This window comes from Pseudomonas vlassakiae (assembly GCF_014269035.2).
GTDB classification, from domain to species: Bacteria; Pseudomonadota; Gammaproteobacteria; order Pseudomonadales; family Pseudomonadaceae; genus Aquipseudomonas; species Aquipseudomonas vlassakiae.
Genome location: NZ_JABWRP020000012.1, coordinates 1 through 21,093, shown reverse-complemented (window position 1 = coordinate 21,093; position 21,093 = coordinate 1). Strand labels below are relative to the sequence as shown.

Sequence of the window (21,093 nt, the reverse complement as noted above, 5' to 3'; positions counted from 1 at the left end):
TTGAGATGCTGAGCCCCTACATGTCGCCCGTCGAACGGGTCTGGTTCTACACCCTGCGCATCCTCTGCGGCCTGATCCTGCTGTTCCTGGTGTTGCCGGTGCTGGTGATCGTGCCGCTGTCGTTCAATAGCGGCAGTTTCCTGGTCTATCCACTGCAAGGCTTTTCGCTGCAGTGGTACCACGACTTCTTCGCCTCCGCCGAGTGGATGCGGGCATTGAAGAACAGCATCATCGTCGCGCCAGCGGCCACGGTGCTGGCCATGGTGTTTGGCACCCTGGCGTCGATCGGCCTGACCCGTGGCGATTTCCCGGGCAAATCGCTGGTGATGGCGCTGGTGATTTCGCCGATGGTGGTACCGGTGGTGATCATCGGCGTGGCCAGCTACCTGTTCTTCGCCCCGCTGGGCATGGGCAATAGTTTCACCTCGCTGATCCTGGTGCACGCAGTGCTGGGCGTGCCGTTCGTCATCATTACCGTGTCGGCGACCCTGCAGGGCTTCAACTACAACCTGGTGCGTGCGGCTGCCAGCCTCGGCGCCTCGCCGTTGTTGACCTTCCGTCGGGTGACCTTGCCGCTGATCGCCCCTGGAGTGATCTCGGGGGCACTGTTCGCCTTTGCCACGTCGTTCGACGAAGTGGTGGTGACGCTGTTCCTCGCCGGACCGGAGCAGGCGACCCTGCCGCGGCAGATGTTCAGCGGTATTCGCGAGAACCTCAGCCCGACCATTGCGGCGGCGGCGACCCTGTTGATTGCCTTCTCGGTGGTGCTGCTGCTGACCCTGGAGTGGTTGCGCGGGCGTAGCGAGAAGCTCAGGACTCAGCAACCTGCCTGATCATGCGGTATCTGTACCGGCCTCTTCGCGGCCACAGCCGCTTCCACAGGGTTCGCATCCCCTCTGTGGTCGCAGCTTGAGCCGCGAAGAGGCCAGTGCAGGTTGACGCTAATCAGCCCTCATGCGCTTCCCTGAGTTACAATGCGCGCCACCGTGATTCTGCCAACAGGTGCGCCATGCAGCCCTACGCTATTGCCCCCTCCATTCTCTCTGCCGATTTCGCCCGCCTGGGCGAAGACGTCGACAAGGTGCTGGCCGCGGGTGCCGACATCGTCCACTTCGATGTCATGGACAACCACTACGTACCCAACCTGACCATCGGCCCGATGGTCTGCACCGCGCTGCGCAAATACGGCGTGACCGCACCGATCGACGTGCACCTGATGGTCAGCCCGGTCGACCGCATCATCGGCGACTTCATCGAAGCGGGTGCCACCTACATCACCTTCCACCCGGAAGCGTCGCAGCACATCGACCGCTCGCTGCAACTGATCAAGGACGGCGGCTGCAAGGCCGGCCTGGTGTTCAACCCGGCCACCAGCCTGGATGCCCTGAAGTACGTGATGGACAAAGTCGACATGGTCCTGCTGATGAGCGTCAACCCCGGCTTCGGCGGGCAGAAGTTCATCCCTGGCACCCTCGACAAGCTGCGCGAAGCGCGTGCGCTGATCGACGCCAGCGGCCGCGACATCCGCCTGGAGATCGACGGCGGCGTCAACGTCAACAACATCCGCGAAATCGCCGCCGCTGGCGCTGACACCTTCGTAGCCGGCTCGGCGATCTTCAACGCTCCGGACTACCAGGAAGTCATCGCCAAGATGCGTGCCGAACTGGCCCAGGCCCGCCCATGAGTGGCTTCGAGCAGCTGTTCCCGGGGACGCTGCCCAGGCTGGTGATGTTCGATCTGGACGGTACGCTGATCGACTCGGTACCCGACCTGGCCGCCGCCGTGGATCGCATGCTGCTCGAACTGGGTCGCCCGCCAGCGGGTCTTGAGGCGGTGCGCCACTGGGTTGGCAACGGCGCCCAGATACTGGTGCGCCGCGCGCTGGCCGGTGGCATCGAGCATGAAGATGTGGACGATGCGCTGGCCGAAAAGGGCCTGGCGCTGTTCATGGACGCCTACGCCGAACACCATGAGCTCACCGTGCTCTACCCCGGCGTGAAAGACACCCTGCGCTGGCTGCAGAAGCAGGGCGTGGAAATGGCGCTGATCACCAACAAGCCGGAGCGCTTTGTCGCACCGTTGCTGGACCAGATGAAGATCGGGCGCTACTTCCGCTGGATCATCGGTGGCGATACCCTGCCGCAGAAAAAGCCCGACCCGGCGGCGCTGCTGTTCGTCATGCAGATGGCCGGTGTCAGCCCGCAGCAGTCGCTGTTCGTCGGCGATTCGCGCAGCGATGTGCTGGCGGCCAAAGCGGCCGGCGTGCAATGTGTGGGTCTCACCTATGGCTACAACCATGGCCGGCCAATCACCGAGGAATCCCCCAGCCTGGTGGTCGACGACCTGCGGGCTCTGCTGCCTGGTTGCGCAGACTCGGCCACTGGGATAACGTTGGCGGACCTTCAAGCCTCCCAAGACAGAGAGTCCACCGTGGCGGTCACTGGCAAATTCTGGATGAAAGTCATCAAGGCCCTGGCCCGTTGGCGCTGGCGCGCCTGACTCATGCCCGCCGGCGCCTGCCGGCCCGTCCGCTTGCCCGACCCTATTGCTGCTTGCCACGAGGCTACCCATGACCCGCGAAGAATTCCTGCGCCTGGCCGCTACCGGCTACAACCGCATCCCTTTGGCCTGTGAAACCCTGGCCGACTTCGACACGCCGCTGTCGATCTACCTGAAACTGGCCGACCAGGCCAACTCCTACCTGCTCGAGTCTGTGCAGGGCGGTGAGAAGTGGGGCCGTTACTCGATGATCGGCCTGCCGTCGCGCACCGTCATGCGCGTGCATGGCTACCGCGTGAGCATCCTGCAGGATGGCGTGGAGGTGGAAAGCCACGACGTCGAGGACCCGCTGGCCTTCGTCGAAAGCTTCAAGGACCGTTACCAGGTCGCCGACATTCCTGGCCTGCCGCGCTTCAACGGTGGCCTGGTCGGCTACTTCGGCTATGACTGCGTGCGCTATGTCGAGAAGCGCCTGGGTGCCAGCCCGAACCCGGACCCGCTGGGTGTGCCGGATATTCTGCTGATGGTTTCCGACGCGGTGGTGGTGTTCGACAACCTGGCGGGCAAGATGCACGCCATCGTGCTGGTTGACCCGGCGCAAGAGCAGGCCTTCGAGCAAGGTCAGGCGCAACTGCAGGGCCTGCTGGAGAAGCTGCGTCAGCCCATCATCCCACGCCGTGGCCTGGACCTGAGCGGCCCGATGGCTGCCGAGCCGGAATTCCGTTCCAGCTATACCCGTGACGATTACGAGAACGCGGTGGGCCGGATCAAGGAGTACATCCTGGCCGGCGACTGCATGCAGGTCGTGCCGTCGCAGCGCATGTCGATCGACTTCAAGGCTGCCCCCATCGACTTGTACCGCGCGTTGCGTTGCTTCAACCCGACGCCGTACATGTACTTCTTCAACTTCGGCGACTTCCATGTGGTCGGCAGCTCGCCGGAAGTGCTGGTGCGGGTGGAAGACAACCTGGTCACCGTGCGCCCGATCGCCGGTACCCGTCCGCGTGGCGCTACCGAAGAAGCGGACCGGGCGCTGGAAGACGACCTGCTGTCGGACGACAAAGAGATCGCCGAGCACCTGATGCTGATCGACCTGGGCCGCAACGACGTGGGTCGCGTTTCGTCGACCGGAAGCGTGCGCCTGACCGAGAAGATGGTGATCGAGCGCTACTCGAACGTGATGCACATCGTGTCCAACGTGACCGGCCAGCTGCGTGAAGGCCTGACCGCGATGGATGCACTGCGGGCAATCCTGCCAGCGGGCACCCTGTCGGGTGCACCGAAGATCCGCGCGATGGAGATCATCGACGAGCTCGAGCCGGTCAAGCGTGGTGTCTACGGTGGTGCGGTCGGTTATTTCGCCTGGAACGGCAACATGGATACCGCGATTGCCATCCGTACTGCGGTGATCAAGGACGGCGAACTGCATGTGCAGGCAGGTGGCGGCATCGTTGCCGACTCGGTGCCGGCCCTGGAGTGGGAAGAAACCATCAACAAGCGCCGGGCGATGTTCCGTGCCGTGGCGCTGGCTGAGCAGACCTCTGCCAAGTAAATCGGTTGGGGCTGCTTTGCAGCCCATTCGCGGCGAAAGCCGTCCCAGGGTATGCACCGCTTTCAATGCTGTGCGCTACCTGTAGGAGCAACTTTAGCCGCGAAAGGGCCGCAAAGCGGCCCCAACGATCTAGAAGTCCACACTCACTCCCAGGCTCACCCCCTGCTGGGTCAGTTCATCACTCTTGCGCCAGTTGTAATTACCGCGCAGATGCACCCCCGCCACCAGTTCATGGCTCACTCCCAGGCTAGCCCGGGTCAGGTCGCTGTGCGGCGTATACCCAGTCAGTGTGAAGTCATTGGCCGGCAACGTCGTCAGGTGCAAGGTCACATCCTGTTGGTCATCCTCGAACTCGTGCTCCTGCGCCACCTCGGCAAACAGCCGGGTGCTCGGCAGTACCTGCACGCTGCCTAGCAGCCCAACGCCCAGGCGCCGCGAAGTCCGCTCCTGATCATCAAGGCCCAGCGCAGTCGATCGCCCGCTTTTTTCGTCATAGCCATCCACTTTTACCCGCGCATAATCGGCACTGATAAAAGGTGCCAGTTGCCAGCTGCTGCTTTCGGCCGCCAGGTTGTAGCCCACCCGGGCAGTCACGGCCCAGGCCTCGCCATCGGTGTCACCCTTTTCACTACGGTCGTTGACGCCAAGTGCGAAGGTGCGCTTGAGGTCGTGGTAGTCCAGATGACCCGCGCTCAACGCGGCATCGGCCCACCAGCGGTCCTGCCGGAACTGGGCGAAGGCGCTGGCCAGGTAGCTGTCGAGCTTGTAGTCCGAGTCCTGTTCACCGGCCTCCAGCTTCTGCCGGTATACACCACCGGCAAGGCCCAGGCGCCAGGCGTCGTTGAAACGGTAACTGCCGCCCAAGGTCAGGTTGTAGCCGTGTCCGTCAGCGCTGGCAGCACTGCGCTGGTCATCGAAGTCCAGGTCCTGGCCACCGGTGCTGACGAAAGCTTGCCATTGGCCGACGGCCTGCCAGGGTGACTGCCACTGATTGCGCAGTTCGTCCTGGTGCGCACGCAAGCTGGCGTGAGCCATTTCCGGCAAGAGGGTCAACTCCCAAGGAGCAGAAATGATCGAGTAGGCGTAGTCGGCAATCAGTTGCTGGCCAGCAATGGTCGGGTGTACCGAGTCATTGAACAGCAGTTTGCTCGGATCTGGCGTTGTGCCGTTGATGCCATATAGCGGGTTCTCCACGCACCCTTCGCCGCTGTAGCAGGTGCCAACCAGGTTCTGGCCGGCGGCCAGGCCGAACTGACCGGGGCTGGACAGGGCCTCGCTCAGCAGCACGGGAATGTTCAGCGGGATGATTTCGGCATCGATCTGCCGCAGTTGGCTGAGCAGCGACTGGTTGAACGCACCAGACAGCAGCGACAACGGGTTTTGCTGGGGCGTGCCGCTGAAGTTCGGGGTCTGCCCGAGGTCGGGCAACAGCCAGACCATGATGTAGCGGGCCCCACCTTGCTGCAGGGCCTGGGCACTGGCAGCAAGGCGGCCACCGGCGGCGATGGCATCGGCCGGGCTGTTGACCAGGCCCTGAAGGAAGTCGTTGCCGCCGCCTGTCAGGTAGTACAGCGCGTCGGGATCAGCGCGCAGGCCATTGGCCAGGTAGCCAGGACGCTCACGCAGTACTAGGCCTGCACCTTCCCGGCCCGGCGGGATGACGGTTTCCGATGTCGTGGTGATCGAATCGAGGATCTGCTGGGTGGTGTAACCACCGACCGCCCAGTTGTTGCCATCGGCAATCCCCAGCAACGGATTGACGGGGGAGGTGGAGGGGCCGAGCGCTGTCGGGTTCACGCCCAGCCGACCGCCCAGGATCATCGGCGACACCGGGGCGTAGTCGCCATTGGCATCGCGGTTGGTGAAGCGTGCGCCACCAAACTGCCCGGCATCACTGAGGCTGTCGCCAAACACGATCAATGTGGAGTAGGGCGAAGGCGCGGCGAAGGCCTGGCTGCAGGCCAAGGCCAGCGAGGCGAGGGTAAACCGTACCATGGGTGCTTTTCGCATCGTTGAACATCCTTTTCATTGTTTTTATGAGGAGTAGCTGCTCGACCTTAGCAAATCGCTTTGCATCCCTCCCAAGTCCATTCGTTTCCCCGTGTTTACGGGCATATTGCGCCAGCCGCCCCGGTAGGCTACTGTGCCTGCAAGTATGAGCGAGACCTATCCTGTGTTGATCGTCAGCAAACTCTTGATGCGCGTAATCAAGGCCCACGCCCGTTGGCGTTGGCGCGCCTGACTTTATCTCCTGCCGGCCAGTCCGGCCTGTCCCCGTTTACCTTCCTGTCCGTTCAGCGACTGCCCTTCGTGGCCAAACCGTGCCTGCGGTGGTGTAGGAAGGTTCGTTTTTTGAAGTCAGTAGATTCAAGAGGTTTAGCCCGATGTTACTGATGATCGACAATTACGACTCATTCACTTACAACGTTGTTCAGTACCTTGGCGAGCTGGGTGCCGAGGTCAAGGTCATTCGCAATGACGAAATGACCATCGCCGAGATCGAAGCCCTCAAGCCCGAGCGCATCGTCGTCTCCCCTGGCCCGTGCACGCCGAGCGAAGCGGGCGTGTCCATCGAAGCCATCCTGCATTTTGCCGGCAAGCTGCCGATCCTGGGGGTCTGCCTGGGCCATCAGTCCATCGGCCAGGCCTTCGGCGGTGATGTGGTGCGTGCCCGTCAGGTCATGCATGGCAAGACCAGCCCGGTGCACCACCGCGACCTCGGCGTGTTCGCCGAGCTCAACAACCCGCTCACGGTGACCCGCTACCACTCCCTCGTGGTCAAGCGCGAAACCCTGCCCGATTGCCTGGAGGTCACCGCCTGGACTGCCCATGAAGACGGTTCGGTCGACGAGATCATGGGCCTGCGCCACAAGACCTTGAACATTGAAGGGGTACAGTTCCACCCCGAGTCCATCCTCACCGAGCAGGGCCACGAGCTGTTCGCCAACTTCCTCAAGCAGACCGGCGGCCGCCGCTAAGGATCGATCATGGATATCAAGAGCGCGTTGGGCCGCATCGTCGGTCACCTGGACCTCAGCACCGATGAAATGCGTGACGTCATGCGCCAGATCATGACCGGCCAGTGCAGCGAGGCGCAGATCGGCGCCTTCCTGATGGGCATGCGCATGAAGAGCGAGAGCATTGACGAGATCGTCGGTGCGGTCTCGGTGATGCGCGAGCTGGCCGACAAGGTCGAACTGAAAAGCCTCGATGGCGTGGTGGATATCGTCGGTACCGGCGGTGATGGCGCCAACATCTTCAACGTTTCCACCGCCTCCTCGTTTGTCCTCGCCGCTGCCGGCTGCAGCGTGGCCAAGCATGGCAACCGTGCCGTGTCGGGCAAGAGCGGCAGCGCCGACTTGCTGGAAGCCGCCGGTATCTACCTGAACCTGACCCCGACCCAGGTCGCTCGCTGCATCGACAGCTTGGGCATCGGTTTCATGTTCGCCCAGAGCCATCACAGTGCCATGAAATACGCCGCTGGCCCGCGTCGCGATCTGGGGCTGCGTACCCTGTTCAACATGCTCGGCCCGCTTACGAACCCGGCCGGTGTGAAGCACCAGGTGGTCGGCGTGTTCACCCAGGCGCTATGCCGCCCGTTGGCCGAGGTCCTGCAGCGCCTGGGCAGCAAGCATGTGCTGGTGGTGCACTCTAAGGATGGCCTGGACGAGTTCAGCCTGGCTGCGCCAACCTTTGTCGCCGAGCTGAAGAATGGCGAGATCACTGAGTATTGGGTCGAACCCGAAGACCTCGGCATGAAGAGCCAGAGCCTCCATGGCTTGGCTGTCGAGACGCCGCAGGCCTCGCTGGAGCTGATCCGCGATGCCCTGGGCCGGCGCAAGACCGAAAACGGCCAGAAGGCCGCCGAAATGATCGTGCTCAATGCTGGCGCGGCACTGTATGCCGCTGACCATGCCATGAGCCTGAAGGCTGGCGTGGAACTGGCCCACGACGTACTGCACACCGGGCTGGCCTGGGAGAAACTGCAGGAACTGGGCGCCTTTACTGCAGTATTCAAGGTGGAGAACGAAGCATGAGTGTGCCGACGGTGCTGGAAAAGATCATCGCCCGCAAGTTCCAGGAAGTGGCCGAGCGCAGCGCGCGCGTCAGCCTGGCCGATCTGGAGCGCAAGGCCAAGGCAGCGGATGCCCCACGTGGCTTTGCCAATGCACTTATTGAGCAGGCCAAGCGCAAGCAGCCAGCGGTAATCGCCGAAATCAAGAAGGCGTCGCCGAGCAAAGGTGTGATCCGCGAAGACTTCGTGCCGGCGGACATCGCCGTCAGCTACGAGAAGGGCGGGGCGACCTGCCTCTCGGTGCTGACCGATGTGGATTACTTCCAGGGCGCGGACGAGTACCTGCAGCAGGCGCGCGCCGCGGTTTCGCTGCCGGTGATCCGCAAGGACTTCATGGTCGACCCCTACCAGATCGTCGAGGCCCGTGCCCTGGGTGCTGACTGCGTGCTGTTGATCGTGTCGGCGCTGGATGATGTGAAAATGGTCGAACTGGCCTCGGTGGCCAAGGACCTCGGCCTGGACGTGCTGGTCGAAGTGCATGACAGCGGTGAACTGGAGCGTGCGCTGAACAACCTCGATACGCCGCTGGTGGGTGTGAACAACCGTAACCTGCACACCTTCGAGGTCAGCCTGGAAGCCACCCTCGACTTGCTGCCGCGGATCCCGCGTGACCGCCTGGTGGTTACCGAGAGCGGTATTCTCAACCGCGCCGATGTCGAACTGATGGAAATCAACGAGGTGTATTCGTTCCTGGTCGGTGAGGCGTTCATGCGCGCCCCGCAGCCGGGGCTGGAACTGCAGCGGTTGTTCTTCCCGGATCAGGTGAAGAAGACCGTTCAGACGCTGGACTGATTGAAACGAAGCCGGCTTTATGCCGGCTTTTTTGTATGCCTGTTCCGGCCTCTTCGCGGACATGCCCGTAAAAGGTCGGTGAAACCAACATCAAAGGTGGATCAATGACCGATCAACCCCTGGCCCTGACCGTCGAACAGGGCCTGCAAGCCGAGCAGGAGCTGTTGGCTGCCGTTTGCCAAGGCGAGCGCGATTGCGGCGTGTTGTTCTGGCGCCCCACCGACCACGCTCTGGTCATGCCCCGGCGCATGAGCCGGCTGGAAAACTTCGAAGCCGCATGTGCCGAGCTGGCGATTGCCGGCTGGCCGATCCTGCTGCGTGAAACGGGCGGCGAGCCAGTGCCGCAGTCGCACGCCACGGTGAACATTGCGCTGGTCTACGTGGCCCCGCGCAGCGAAGGCGACCATGGCCGTATCGAAAGCGCCTACGAGCGTCTGTGCTTGCCCTTGTGCGACGTGTTGCGCGAGTGGGGCGGCGTCGCTTCGGTAGGTGAAATCGACGGTGCTTTCTGCGATGGCCGTTACAACGTTAACCTCAATGGCCGCAAGCTGGTCGGCACGGCCCAGCGCTGGCGCCAGGGCCTGGGTGGCAAACGCCCGGTGGTGCTGGTGCATGGTGCGCTGCTGCTGGACAACGAGCGCGAGTCGATGGTCGCAGCGGTCAACCGCTTCAATGAGTGCTGCGACCTGGAGCAACGCTGCCGCGCCGACAGCCATATCGCCTTGCACGAAGTGGCGCCTGAGGCACCCTGGTTCGAGCGCCTGTCCCTGGCCTATGACGAGGTGTTGGCAGCCCTTCCCAGAGATTAACGAGTGCCGTAGACCACCATGGTCTTGCCCTTGACCTGTACCAGGCTGCGCTCCTCGAGGTCCTTGAGGACGCGGCCGACCATTTCCCGCGAGCAACCGACGATGCGGCCGATTTCCTGTCGGGTGATCTTGATCTGCATGCCGTCCGGGTGGGTCATGGCATCCGGTTGCTTGCACAGGTCGAGCAGGCAACGGGCCACGCGACCGGTGACGTCAAAGAAGGCCAGGTCGCCAACCTTTCGTGTGGTGTTGCGCAGGCGTTGGGCCATCTGGCTGCCCAGGGCGTAGAGAATCTCCGGGTCCAGGCGGGCCAGTTCGCGGAACTTTTCGTAGCTGATCTCGGCGACTTCGCACTCGGTCTTGGCCCGCACCCAAGCGCTGCGCTGTTGTTCGCCACCGAGCGGTTCGAACAGCCCCAGTTCGCCAAAGAAGTCGCCATTGTTGAGGTAGGCGATGATCATCTCGTGACCTTCGTCGTCTTCGATCAGGATGGTGACCGAGCCCTTGATGATGAACGACAGCGTTTCGGCACGGTCGCCTGCGCAGATGATATTGCTTTTGGCGGTGTAGCGGCGGCGCTGGCAATGAACCAGCAGTTTGTCGATGTTCTTGATCTTGGCGGGTAGGGCTGAGGCAACCATCACGAAATCCTGTTCGAGGCGAGGCATAGGCTCTTCTAAACCTTGTCTGACGCGACGCGCCAGTCAATTGGCGCCAGCTTATCAGACAGCGCTTGAAGTTTTGCCACTAAAGCGACTCGCATTGAGCTTTTCCGACAGGCATACAAGGCTTAAGCTGACACCCTTTTGCGAATCCAGGAGTACGGACAGATGAAGGCACGCATCCAGTGGGCCGGTGAAGCGATGTTCCTCGGTGAATCGGGGAGCGGCCACGTGGTGGTGATGGACGGCCCGCCCGAGGCGGGTGGCCGCAACCTGGGCGTGCGCCCGATGGAAATGCTCCTGCTCGGCCTTGGAGGCTGCAGCAGCTTCGACGTGGTGAGCATCCTGAAGAAGTCGCGCCAGGCGGTGGAAAGCTGCGAAGCGTTCCTGGACGCCGAGCGTGCCAGTGAAGACCCGAAGGTGTTCACCAAGATCCACATGAACTTCGTGGTCAAAGGGCGAGGGCTGAAAGAGGCTCAGGTCAAGCGTGCGGTGGAGCTGTCGGCTGAGAAGTACTGCTCGGCGTCGATCATGCTCGAACGTGCCGGTGTTGAAATCACCCATGGCTATGAAATCGTAGAGCTGGGCTGAGTCCGACGATCGGGGCCGAACAGCGGCCCCGGCGAGCCCCAGTCAGTCACGCAGGGCCGGGAAGGCGCTCAGCAACCATGCCGGCAAACTGCTTCTGACCGCCCGGCTCAACTGTTCCCGCCGCTTTTGATACCCCAACCCCAGGCCGATCACCCCCAGCCCGATGAAGGTCAGCACCAGCGGGAACAGCAGCGATTCGGCAAACACGTCGTAAGACAGATAACCCAGATAAGCTGCTACCCCCAGCGCGCCGAACACCATGAACACCGGCCGGCGCAACAACACCGCAGCCCCCATCAAGGCCAAGTTGATCAGGCAGTACAGCGCCTTGCCCAGTTCACTGTCGCTTTCCATCATCGTCAGCCCGCCCCAGAATGCCGCCAGGCCAGCCAGATAGCCCCAGTGGGCATAGTCCTCGCGGGTACGCCCGTCGACGATCAGGAATACCAGGAGCAAGCCGAGCCCGAACCACAGTGACACCGTGCGCCGCTGTTCCCAGGAGAAGGGCGAGCCGTACACCCATTCGCTCAGGTCCATCGACATGAACCACAGGGCAACGGCGATCGGCATCACCACGAAGGGGTAGGGAACCAGGCGCAGCATGAGCAGCCCGGCAACCACGGTGGCGGCCTCCATCAGCAGCCAGCCGCCCTGCACGTAGGTGTAGTACTGGTGATAGTCCGCTTGCGCATCATCCAGTGGCCACCAACCCGTCAGGCGCTCGATGGCGAACACGACCAACGGCACGATGCTGACCGCGACGGCGGCCAGTACCCCGGCGGCAACCGGTTGCTTGCGCCCCTTCAGGTTGAGGGCGAACGAGGTGAAGAGAACGACATAAAGCGTGGCGATGGCCAGCAAGGCCCCGTCACCCATGGTCATCCAGGCTTCGGTGAGCAGCCAACCCATTGCCCCCATGATCAGCAGGGCGCCGAAGTAAAAGGCGACATGGGCAAGCTGGAAACTGCCCTGGGCTGGCGTTTGCTGGCGCAGGAAACCCAGCAAGGCCTGGTCCTGGCCAGGCTGCAGAATGCCGGCTTGCACGGCGCGCGCCAGGTCCTTGGCGTCGATACGGTCCCTCATGCGTGTGTCCTTGTCAGATGCGGTAGGTACTTTTGGTCATGACCTTGGCCAGCAGGCTCATGCCGAAACGCACCGGCATCGGGAAGCGGTAGCCGCCAGCTTCAAGCGCAGACTCGGCGTGCTGTTCTTCATCCACGCGCATCTGTTCGAGAATGGCGCGGGATTTCTCGTCTTCCTGCGGCAGCTGTTCCAGGTGTTCGTCCAGGTGCTTGCAGACCTGATGTTCGGTAGCGGCGACGAAACCCAGGCTGACTTTGTCGCTGACCAGGCCGGCGAGAGCGCCAATGCCGAATGACATGCCGTAGAACAGTGGGTTGAGCACGCTCGGGTGGCTGCCCAGCTGGCGGATACGTTGTTCGCACCAGGCCAGGTGGTCGACTTCCTCTTCTGCAGCCTGTTCCATGGCCTTGCGCACTTGCGGCAGCTTGGCGGTCAGGGCTTGGCCCTGATACAACGCCTGGGCGCAGACTTCGCCGGTATGGTTGATGCGCATCAGCCCGGCAATGTGGCGGGTCTGGTTGTCATCCAGTTCCGCATCAGGCTGGATGATCGCCGGCGAGGGACGGGAGGGTTGGCCGCTGAAGGGTAGCAAGGTGCGCATGGCGGTATCGGCCTGCAGCAACAAGCGGTCGAGCGGCGAGTAGTGACGTTCGGTAGCCATCGGGCACCTCCGCTGAAGTGATGCCCGACAGTTTACCTCAATCGCTCAGGAGGAGCTTGCCTTGGGTCAGCCCGGTGGCCAGTGCATCTGGCGCTGGCCAAGCACGTGCATGTGGATGTGATAGACGGTCTGGCCGCCTTGCTCGTTGCAGTTCATGACCACGCGGAAGCCATCCTCGCAGCCCAGTTCCTTGGCCAGGCGCTGGGCGGTAAACAGGATGTGGCCGGCCAGGCCCTTGTCCTCTTCGGTCAGGTCATTTAGGGTGCGGATGTGCTTCTTCGGGATGACCAGAAAATGCACCGGCGCCTGCGGCGCGATGTCATGGAACGCCAGAACCTGGTCGTCCTCGTAAATGATCTTCGCCGGGATCTCCCGGTTGATGATCTTGATGAATAGATCTTCCACAGCACTTGCTCCATGGTGAGTGTCGGCCGAGTGTACTCAGCCGGGCGTCACTCGCCCAGTGGCTATTCCATGCCAACCGGGCAGTAACGGCGATGGATGAAGCCGGCCAGCTTGCGTGTCAACCAGCGCGGCAGCAGGCGCGGAGCGAAGGCCAGCCAGCGATTACGCCGTACCGGCATGATCACTGCGCGATTTTTCGCCAATGCGCGCACCGTGTACAACGCCACTTCTTCGGGGCTCAGGCAACGGCTGTTGCCTTCAAGCCGCGGGATGCGACGGCGCGATGAGCGTACCGGGCCGGGGCAAAGCACCGAGACCTTGATGCCAGCAGGCTTGAGCTCTTCTCGCAGCGCTTCGCTGAAGTGCATCACATAGGCTTTGCTGGCGGCATAGGTGGCCATGCCCGGCCCCGGTGCTGCAGCGGCCAGGCCGGCGACGTTGAGGATCTGCCCGCCACCTTGCACCGCCATCAGGTTGCCAATGGCGTGGCACAGTCGGCTCAGGGCAAGGATGTTGACCTCAAGCAAGTCCTGCTCGTCGGCCCACTCGTGGGCCAGAAACGGGCCATAGGTCCGCTGGCCGGCGCAGTTGGCGAGCAGGTCGATGCGTCGCTCGCCTTCTTCCAGTTCCAGCACGAAACCGGACAGCCGCAGGGGTTGGCTGAGGTCACAGGCGCGCAGCAGCACTTCGACGCCGAAGCGCTGGGCTAGCTCGAGCGCTATCGGCTCCAACGTTTCTCGATGGCGTGCCACCAGGATCAGGTTGCGCCCGCGCCGTGCCAGTGCTTCCGCCAGGGCCAGGCCCAGGCCGCTGGAAGCTCCGGTAATCATGGCGTAACGGGTCATGCAAGGCTCCTGGAGGCTGAAGAGGGCGCCTAGTGTACAGCCTGGCCGGGCGAGTTGTTGCCTTTTGCTACAAGGCCTTGTCGCGCAACGCCTGGGAACGCGCCAAGGCGGCGCGGTACTCGCCGTGCAGGCGCTCGATCAGTGTGGCGGCTGCAGGCAAGTCATGGATCTCGCCGACGCCTTGGCCGGCCGACCAGACGGTCTTCCAGGCCTTGGCTTCATCGTCGATCGGCTTGAGCTTGCCTTGTTCGTGCCCGGATTTCAGTGCCGCCATGTCATACCCGGCCTGTTCAAGGCTGGGGCGCAGGAAGCTGGCCGGAATGCCGGAGACGGCAGGCGTGTGGATGATGTCTGCGGCTTGGGCCTCAAGGAGCATCTGCTTGTAGGCTGCCTGGGCATGGCTTTCGTGGGTGGCAATGAAGCGCGTGCCCATGTAGGCCAGGTCGGCACCGAGCAATTGTGCAGCGAGAATCTCGTGGCCGTGGTTGATGCAGCCGGCCAGCAGCAGGGTCTTGTCGAAGAACTGGCGGATCTCGGCCGCCAGCGCGAACGGGCTCCAGGTACCTGCATGGCCACCGGCGCCGGCTGCCACGGCGATCAGGCCGTCGACGCCGGCGTCGGCGGCTTTCTCGGCGTGACGGCGGGTGGTGACGTCGTGGAACACCAGGCCGCCGTAGCCGTGCACTGCATCCACCACCTCCTTCACGGCGCCGAGGCTGGTGATGACAATGGGTACGCGGTGCTCGACGCACAGTGCGAGGTCAGCCTGTAACCTCGGGTTGGTCGGGTGGACGATCAGGTTCACCGCATAGGGTGCTGGCGCCTGCAACTGTGCCAGCCCCGCCTCGATTTCTTCCAGCCAGGCCTTGAAACCGGTGCTGTCACGTTGGTTCAACGCCGGGAAACTGCCGACCACGCCACTGCCACAGCAGGCCAGTACCAGCTCGGGGTTGGAAATCAGGAACATCGGCGCTGCCACCACAGGCAAGCGCAGGCGTTGTTCAAGCGAAGCGGGCAGGGACATGGATCAGGCTCCATCTGTTATGTCAGAACGGTTTGACCACCACGAGCATCACGATGCCCAGCAGGAACAGTACGGGCACCTCGTTGAACCAGCGGTAGTAGACGTGGCTGCGGGTATTGTTGCCAGCGGCGAAGCGTTTGCGCTGAGCGCCACAGATGTGATGGTAGCCGGTCAGCAGAATCACCAGGGTGAGCTTGGCATGCAGCCAGCCCTGGCTCAGCCATCCGGGTGTCAGGTAGAGCATCCAGGCGCCAAACACGTAAGTGGCGATCATTGCCGGGTTCATGATGCCGCGGTACAGCTTGCGCTCCATGGTAACGAAGCGTTCCTGGCTGATGCTGTCCTGGCTCTGGGCGTGGTAAACGAACAGCCTGGGCAGGTAGAACAGGCCGGCGAACCAGCAGACCACGCTGACGATATGCAGCGCTTTGATCCATAGGTAAAGCATGGAGGGAGTTCCTTCAGGTAATCACGGTCGTCAGATAGTAGAGCTCAAGCGCTCGAAGGGGCACCCCAAGAGTTGTTACAGCCGCTTTGCCCCCCTATCATCGTGCGCTTTCCAGACGGCTCGTTGATAAGGGGCAAGCGTTATGATCAAGGTCGGTATCGTCGGCGGCACGGGTTACACCGGCGTCGAACTGTTGCGTCTGCTGGCACAGCATCCTCAGGCCGAAGTGGCGGTCATCACTTCGCGCTCCGAAGCGGGCGTGGCGGTCGCCGACATGTATCCGAACCTGCGCGGCCACTATGACGGCCTGGCTTTCAGCGTGCCGGACAGCAAAACCCTGGCCGCCTGCGACGTGGTGTTCTTCGCCACGCCGCACGGGGTCGCCCATGCCCTGGCTGGCGAGCTGTTGGCGGCCGGCACCAAGGTGATCGACCTGTCCGCCGACTTCCGCCTGCAGGATGCAGCCGAGTGGGGCAAATGGTATGGCCAGCCACATGGCGCGCCAGAGCTGCTCAAGGACGCCGTCTACGGTTTGCCTGAGGTCAACCGTGAAAAGATCCGCCAGGCACGCCTGATTGCCGTGCCGGGTTGCTACCCGACCGCTACCCAGCTGGGCTTCCTGCCTCTGCTCGAGGCTGGCCTGGCCGACCCCTCGCGCCTCATTGCCGACTGCAAGTCGGGCGTCAGCGGCGCTGGCCGTGGTGCAGCGGTGGGTTCGCTGTTCTGCGAGGCAGGCGAAAGCATGAAGGCCTACGCGGTCAAGGGCCATCGTCACCTGCCTGAAATCAGCCAGGGTCTGCGCCTGGCCGCTGGCAGGGATATCGGACTGACCTTCGTGCCGCACCTGACTCCGATGATCCGTGGCATTCACGCCACCCTGTATGCGACCGTCGCCGACAAGTCGATAGACCTGCAGGCGCTGTTTGAAAAGCGCTACGCCGACGAGCCGTTCGTCGACGTGATGCCGGCTGGCAGCCACCCGGAAACCCGCAGCGTGCGCGGAGCCAACGTCTGCCGTATCGCCGTTCATCGCCCGCAGGGGGGGGATCTGGTGGTGGTGCTGTCGGTAATCGACAACCTGGTCAAAGGGGCTTCGGGCCAGGCGGTGCAGAACCTCAACATCCTGTTCGGCCTGGACGAGCGCATGGGCCTTTCTCATGCCGGCCTGCTGCCGTAAGCGCTCGCTGATGGAACAGGCCCGCCCAGTGCGGGCCTTTTTGTTTGTCGCGACTAAAGCCGCACAATTCTTGACCAATTTTCTCGGAGAAGCGGATAATGCGCGTCATCGAGTTTTATGGCGGCTACCGCGCCGGGAGAATCAACATGAGCGTCGAAACCTTCACCCCTACGGCTTTGGAATTCACCCACGGCGCCGCGCAAAAGGTGAAGAACCTGGTTTCCGAAGAAGGCAATGACCGCCTCAAGCTGCGCGTGTTCGTCACCGGTGGCGGCTGCTCGGGCTTCCAGTACGGGTTCACCTTCGATGAGGACGTGGCTGAAGACGACACCATTGTCGAGCGTGAAGGCGTTTCGCTGGTGGTCGACCCCATGAGCTTCCAGTATCTCGCCGGTGCCGAAGTGGACTATCAGGAAGGCCTGGAAGGTTCGCGCTTCGTGATCAAGAACCCGAATGCGGCGACCACCTGCGGTTGCGGTTCTTCGTTCTCGATCTGAGCCCAGGCTGTACGAAAACGCCGCGCTATTGCGCGGCGTTTTGCTTTCTGGCTTGGGGTCAGGCGGGGTAGATCGCGCCGAGTACGCGTAACCCCTTGGCCGCTGTCACACTGGGTCGATTGGCAGCAATGCCCTCGAGGCAACAGTGGGCGAGCCAGGCAAAGGCCATGGCCTCGACCCAGTCCGGATCCACGCCATGGGCACCGGTGCTGGTTACCCGGGCCTTGGGCAGCAGTTCGGCAAGCCGATTCATCAGGGCGCCATTGCGAGCGCCGCCGCCGCAGACCAGCAGTGCCTCGGTGCCATGCTGGGCGTTCTGCAACGATTCGACGATGCCGCGCGCAGTCAGCTCCAGCAGGGTGGCCTGGACATCTTCTTCACGGTAGCTCGGTAGACTCGCCAGGTGGCCATCCAGCCATGGCAGGTTGAACACTTCTCGGCCGGTGCTCTTCGGACCGGTGCCGGCGAAGAACGGGTCACTCAGCAGGCGGCTGAGCAGATCGCCCTGCACGATGCCGCTGGCCGCCCAGGCACCATCCGCGTCATAAGCCTGACCACGCTTGCGCTCGATCCAGGCGTCCAGCAGCACGTTGCCGGGCCCGCAGTCGAAGCCATGCACGGGCTTCTCCTCTTCGATCAGGCTCAGGTTGCTGAAACCACCCACATTGAGGACCGCCAGGCGCTGGCCGAGGTGGCCGAACAGGGTTTCATGGAAGGCTGGTACCAAGGGGGCGCCCTGGCCCCCTGCGGCTACATCGCGGCGGCGAAAATCGGCGACCACGCTGATACCGGTAAGCTCGGCGAGCAGCGCCGGGTTGCCGATCTGCACGGTGAAGCCGCGAGCCGGCTCATGGCGGATGGTCTGGCCATGGCTGCCGATGGCGCGGATGGCCCCGGCCGGCAGCCCTTGCTTGTCGAGCAACTGCCGTACGCCTTCACCTGCCAGGCTGGCCCAGTGGTTCTCTGCCAGCGCGGCGCGGGCAATCTCGTCAGGGCCGCTGCTGCAGAGGCTGAGCAGTTGCTGGCGCAGGTCGGTCGGCATGGGAAGGTAGTGAGTGGCGAGCAGCTGAAGCTGTTCGCCCTGATCGACCAGGGCGATATCCAGGCCATCGAGGCTGGTACCGGACATCACCCCCAGATAAAGCGCCATGGGTCAGCGCTTGTTGGCCGCGAGCATGGTGGCCTTTTCCTGGTCCATGCGGGCAATCAATGGTTGGCTCTGTTGCATGAAGCGCTGGCGTTCGTTCTTGGCGATCGGATCAGCCATCGGCACCTTCTGGCTCAGCGGGTCGACGTGCACGCCGTTTACCTGGAACTCGTAGTGCAGGTGCGGGCCGGTCGACAGGCCAGTAGTACCGATGTAACCAATGATCTGCCCCTGTTTCACGTTGCTGCCGGTCTTGATGCCCTTGGCGAAGCCCTGCATGTGACCGTAAAGGGTTTTGTAGCTGTTGCCGTGGGCAATGATCACGGTGTTGCCGTAACCGCCGCGGCGGCCAGCCAGTTCGATGCGGCCATCACCGGCTGCCTTGATCGGCGTGCCACGCGGGGCGGCATAGTCCACGCCCTTGTGCGCGCGAATCTTGTTCAGGATCGGGTGCTTGCGGCCGGCGGAAAAGCGCGAGCTGATGCGGGCGAAGTCGACCGGGGTGCGGATGAAAGCCTTGCGCAGGCTGTTGCCGTCAGCGGTGTAGTAGCTGGTGTTGCCCTGCTTGTTGGTGTAGCGCACGGCGGTGTAGGTCTTGCCGCGGTTGGTGAAGCGTGCGGACAGGATGTTGCCGGTGCCGACCACCTTACCGTCCATGACCTTTTGCTCGTAGACCACGTCGAACTCGTCGCCCGGGCGGATATCCTGGGCGAAGTCGATGTCGTAGCCCAAGACCTTGGCCATGTCCATGGTCATGCTGTGGGAAAGTCCTGCGCGCTGGGCAGATGCCGACAGCGAGCTTTTGATCACGCCATGGGCGTAAGCGGTGCGGACCACCGGCTTGCTGATCTCGCGATCGAAGGTGTAGCCCTTGGCGGTCCTGGTCAAGCGGATGGTTTCGAGGTTGCTGACCTTACTGTGCAGGCTGGCCAGTTGGCCATCCTTGTCGAGTTCGAACTGCAGCACCTGGCCATGCTTGAGCTGACTGAACTGCTTGGCTTGCTTGTTGCTGGCCAGCAGGTCGTGCACGGCATTGGCCGGTAGACCTACCTTGGCGAACAGGGTGGACAGGGTGTCGCCACGGGATACGGTCACTTCGCGGTGACCTGGCTCCTTGGCCTCAGGCGTTTTCTCGGTGGCCGGCGCTTCTTGTGCTGCCTGCTCGGTGCTGGTCTCGGCACCGTCGATCTGTGCGAAGGGGGAGCCCTGATCGCCTTGAGCCTGGACCAGCGGCGTGGTGCTGGATTCGTCCTTCAACTGCTCGGCCGGGCTTTCCAGCTCCAGGCTGAGGGTGGTCTTTTTGGCTTCGACCTCGCTGGAGGGAAATACCAGCAGTGCCAGGCTGAGCAGGGCGGCAATACCGCTGGCGGCCAACAGATGGCTTTTCGGATAAAGCGGGGGCGCTTTAGGCGTTTCGTTGGTCATAGGTAAGGTGACTTTGAAGAAAAATGAATATGGAAAAGATGAATGACATGATGAAGATGAAATAACTGTATAAAATATAACCAAATCCGCTTTCGCGCAAGGGCGCGTAGACGCCGTGACGCGTCGGTCGGGTCACATTTCATTTCGAAACTTGTAATTGATGGCCGATCTTGTATGGTTGGCTCCCTTTGAATCTGAGCCTTGCGGGTCTGTCTATGAAGTCGGTTGAAGAGCAGCTGGCGCTTATCAAGCGCGGTGCGGAAGAGGTATTGGTCGAGTCGGAACTGGTCGAGAAGCTCAAGCGTGGCCAGCCTCTGCGTATCAAGGCAGGCTTCGACCCGACTGCGCCTGACCTGCACTTGGGGCACACGGTGCTGATCAACAAGCTGCGCCAGTTCCAGGAGCTGGGGCATCAGGTCATCTTCCTGATCGGTGACTTCACTGGCATGATCGGTGACCCGAGCGGCAAGAGTGCCACGCGCCCACCGCTGACCCGCGAGCAGGTGCTGGAGAACGCCGAGACCTACAAGCAGCAGGTCTTCAAGATCCTCGACCCGGCCAAGACTGAAGTCGCGTTCAACTCGACCTGGATGGACCAGCTGACCCCGGCGGACTTCATCCGTCTGGCATCGCAGTACACCGTTGCACGCATGCTCGAGCGTGATGACTTCGACAAGCGCTACACCACCAACCAGCCGATCGCCATTCATGAGTTCCTTTACCCGCTGGTGCAGGGTTACGACTCCGTGGCGCTGAAGGCGGATGTGGAGCTGGGAGGGACCGATCAGAAATTCAACCTGCTGATGGGGCGCGAGCTGCAGCGTTCCTATGGGCAGGAAGCACAGAACATCGTGACCATGCCATTGCTCGAAGGGCTTGATGGCGTGAAGAAGATGTCCAAGTCGCTGGGCAACTATGTCGGCATCCAGGAGGCGCCGGGTGTGATGTACAGCAAGCTGGTGTCGATCCCGGACACACTGATGTGGCGTTACTTCGAGCTGCTGAGCTTCCGCTCGATGGAAGAGATCGATCAATTCCGGGCCGACGTGGCCAATGGCGCGAACCCGCGTGACATCAAGATCAAGCTGGCCGAAGAGATCGTTGCGCGTTTCCATGGCGAGGAAGCGGCGGCCAATGCTCATCGCGCGGCGGGCAACCGCATGAAAGAGGGCGAGTTGCCGGAAGACCTGCCGGAGATTGAAGTGGCTGCTGCCGAGGACCTGCCGATAGCTGCGGTACTGAACCGTGCGGGCTTGGTCAAGAATTCGGCCCAGGCGCGTGACCTGCTCAATGGTGGGGCAGTGAAAGTCGATGGTGCGGTGGTCGACAAAGACTTCATCTTTGTCCTCGGCGCGACCCATGTGTGCCAGGCGGGTAAGAAGTCGTTTGCGCGGGTTACCC

General features: G+C 62.6%; 22 protein-coding genes. 12 read left to right on the top strand and 10 right to left on the bottom strand.

Translation table 11 applies throughout. From position 1 onward, the window contains the following. Window positions 1-5 precede the first annotated feature (5 nt). The 4 genes from HU738_RS16405 to trpE all read left to right on the top strand — a co-directional run bounded on the left by HU738_RS16405 (window position 6) and on the right by trpE (window position 4,051). Window positions 6-833 carry an ABC transporter permease gene (locus tag HU738_RS16405; RefSeq protein WP_054885205.1) on the top strand — a complete coding sequence of 276 codons (828 nt, stop codon included), beginning with the start codon at window positions 6-8 and terminating at the stop codon, window positions 831-833. A 176-nt stretch (window positions 834-1,009) separates the two neighbouring features. Further along, window positions 1,010-1,684 (top strand): ribulose-phosphate 3-epimerase, encoded by a 675-nt coding sequence (gene rpe, locus HU738_RS16400; RefSeq protein WP_027917448.1) that lies wholly within the window; start codon window positions 1,010-1,012, stop codon window positions 1,682-1,684. Then, window positions 1,681-2,499 carry a phosphoglycolate phosphatase gene (locus HU738_RS16395; protein WP_186602916.1) on the top strand — a complete coding sequence of 273 codons (819 nt, stop codon included), beginning with the start codon at window positions 1,681-1,683 and terminating at the stop codon, window positions 2,497-2,499. Before rpe ends, HU738_RS16395 begins: the two co-directional genes overlap by 4 nt. 70 nt (window positions 2,500-2,569) lie before the next feature. Next, window positions 2,570-4,051, top strand: a complete 1,482-nt coding sequence (trpE, locus tag HU738_RS16390; RefSeq protein ID WP_186602917.1) for an anthranilate synthase component I — start codon at window positions 2,570-2,572, stop codon at window positions 4,049-4,051. Between the two features lie 129 nt (window positions 4,052-4,180). Here trpE and estP read toward each other — a convergent pair whose 3' ends face one another. Next, the gene (gene estP, locus HU738_RS16385) at window positions 4,181-6,061 is read right to left on the bottom strand and encodes an esterase EstP (protein ID WP_186602918.1); all 1,881 of its coding nucleotides are present in this window, start codon (window positions 6,059-6,061) and stop codon (window positions 4,181-4,183) included. A 374-nt stretch (window positions 6,062-6,435) separates the two neighbouring features. Between estP and HU738_RS16380 the strand changes: the two genes are divergently transcribed. The 4 genes from HU738_RS16380 (at window position 6,436) to HU738_RS16365 (ending at window position 9,727) form a co-directional block, all read left to right on the top strand. Next, window positions 6,436-7,029, top strand: coding sequence for an aminodeoxychorismate/anthranilate synthase component II (locus HU738_RS16380; protein ID WP_186602919.1), 594 nt, complete (start codon window positions 6,436-6,438; stop codon window positions 7,027-7,029). A gap of 9 nt (window positions 7,030-7,038) precedes the next feature. Then, window positions 7,039-8,088, top strand: a complete 1,050-nt coding sequence (trpD, locus tag HU738_RS16375) for an anthranilate phosphoribosyltransferase (RefSeq protein ID WP_176506091.1) — start codon at window positions 7,039-7,041, stop codon at window positions 8,086-8,088. Then, a complete protein-coding gene (gene trpC / locus HU738_RS16370) occupies window positions 8,085-8,918 on the top strand; it encodes an indole-3-glycerol phosphate synthase TrpC (protein WP_176506092.1) in 834 nt (277 codons plus the stop codon). The genes trpD and trpC overlap by 4 nt, the downstream gene beginning before the upstream one ends. 104 nt (window positions 8,919-9,022) lie before the next feature. Beyond that, window positions 9,023-9,727: a lipoate--protein ligase family protein gene (locus HU738_RS16365; RefSeq protein ID WP_186602920.1), complete on the top strand. Its 705-nt coding sequence runs from the start codon at window positions 9,023-9,025 to the stop codon at window positions 9,725-9,727. On the opposite strand, the gene crp is transcribed toward HU738_RS16365, so the two are convergent. Then, window positions 9,724-10,368, bottom strand: coding sequence for a cAMP-activated global transcriptional regulator CRP (gene crp / locus HU738_RS16360; protein WP_186602921.1), 645 nt, complete (start codon window positions 10,366-10,368; stop codon window positions 9,724-9,726). The genes HU738_RS16365 and crp overlap by 4 nt on opposite strands. A 189-nt stretch (window positions 10,369-10,557) precedes the next feature. On the opposite strand from crp, the gene HU738_RS16355 reads away from it, so the two are divergent. Further along, complete coding sequence (locus HU738_RS16355; RefSeq protein WP_039602515.1) at window positions 10,558-10,980, top strand: OsmC family protein; 423 nt, start codon at window positions 10,558-10,560, stop codon at window positions 10,978-10,980. A 42-nt stretch (window positions 10,981-11,022) separates the two neighbouring features. Here HU738_RS16355 and HU738_RS16350 read toward each other — a convergent pair whose 3' ends face one another. From HU738_RS16350 to hemJ, 6 genes are all read right to left on the bottom strand, one after another. After that, window positions 11,023-12,063 (bottom strand): DUF2157 domain-containing protein, encoded by a 1,041-nt coding sequence (locus tag HU738_RS16350; RefSeq protein ID WP_186602922.1) that lies wholly within the window; start codon window positions 12,061-12,063, stop codon window positions 11,023-11,025. A 13-nt stretch (window positions 12,064-12,076) separates the two neighbouring features. Continuing rightward, the gene (coq7, locus tag HU738_RS16345; protein WP_176506096.1) at window positions 12,077-12,724 is read right to left on the bottom strand and encodes a 2-polyprenyl-3-methyl-6-methoxy-1,4-benzoquinone monooxygenase; all 648 of its coding nucleotides are present in this window, start codon (window positions 12,722-12,724) and stop codon (window positions 12,077-12,079) included. Between the two features lie 66 nt (window positions 12,725-12,790). After that, window positions 12,791-13,129: a histidine triad nucleotide-binding protein gene (locus HU738_RS16340; RefSeq protein ID WP_054885194.1), complete on the bottom strand. Its 339-nt coding sequence runs from the start codon at window positions 13,127-13,129 to the stop codon at window positions 12,791-12,793. A 62-nt stretch (window positions 13,130-13,191) separates the two neighbouring features. Next, complete coding sequence (locus HU738_RS16335) at window positions 13,192-13,974, bottom strand: SDR family NAD(P)-dependent oxidoreductase (RefSeq protein ID WP_186602923.1); 783 nt, start codon at window positions 13,972-13,974, stop codon at window positions 13,192-13,194. 67 nt (window positions 13,975-14,041) lie between these two features. After that, the gene (locus tag HU738_RS16330) at window positions 14,042-14,998 is read right to left on the bottom strand and encodes an NAD(P)H-dependent flavin oxidoreductase (protein ID WP_186602924.1); all 957 of its coding nucleotides are present in this window, start codon (window positions 14,996-14,998) and stop codon (window positions 14,042-14,044) included. A 22-nt stretch (window positions 14,999-15,020) separates the two neighbouring features. Then, window positions 15,021-15,446, bottom strand: coding sequence for a protoporphyrinogen oxidase HemJ (gene hemJ / locus HU738_RS16325; protein WP_176506100.1), 426 nt, complete (start codon window positions 15,444-15,446; stop codon window positions 15,021-15,023). A 142-nt stretch (window positions 15,447-15,588) separates the two neighbouring features. Between hemJ and argC the strand changes: the two genes are divergently transcribed. Both argC and erpA read left to right on the top strand, forming a co-directional pair. Beyond that, window positions 15,589-16,623 carry an N-acetyl-gamma-glutamyl-phosphate reductase gene (gene argC, locus HU738_RS16320; protein WP_099813712.1) on the top strand — a complete coding sequence of 345 codons (1,035 nt, stop codon included), beginning with the start codon at window positions 15,589-15,591 and terminating at the stop codon, window positions 16,621-16,623. Window positions 16,624-16,769: 146 nt separating this feature from the next. Beyond that, window positions 16,770-17,120 carry an iron-sulfur cluster insertion protein ErpA gene (gene erpA / locus HU738_RS16315; RefSeq protein WP_015268740.1) on the top strand — a complete coding sequence of 117 codons (351 nt, stop codon included), beginning with the start codon at window positions 16,770-16,772 and terminating at the stop codon, window positions 17,118-17,120. Window positions 17,121-17,178: 58 nt separating this feature from the next. On the opposite strand, the gene HU738_RS16310 is transcribed toward erpA, so the two are convergent. Beyond that, on the bottom strand, window positions 17,179-18,270 hold the full coding sequence (locus HU738_RS16310) for an anhydro-N-acetylmuramic acid kinase (RefSeq protein WP_186602925.1): 1,092 nt from the start codon (window positions 18,268-18,270) through the stop codon (window positions 17,179-17,181). Between the two features lie 3 nt (window positions 18,271-18,273). Continuing rightward, on the bottom strand, window positions 18,274-19,692 hold the full coding sequence (locus HU738_RS16305) for a peptidoglycan DD-metalloendopeptidase family protein (RefSeq protein WP_176506102.1): 1,419 nt from the start codon (window positions 19,690-19,692) through the stop codon (window positions 18,274-18,276). A gap of 215 nt (window positions 19,693-19,907) precedes the next feature. Between HU738_RS16305 and tyrS the strand changes: the two genes are divergently transcribed. Continuing rightward, window positions 19,908-21,093 (top strand): tyrosine--tRNA ligase (gene tyrS, locus HU738_RS16300; RefSeq protein ID WP_217871473.1); only part of this gene is annotated, 1,186 nt, incomplete at its 3' end.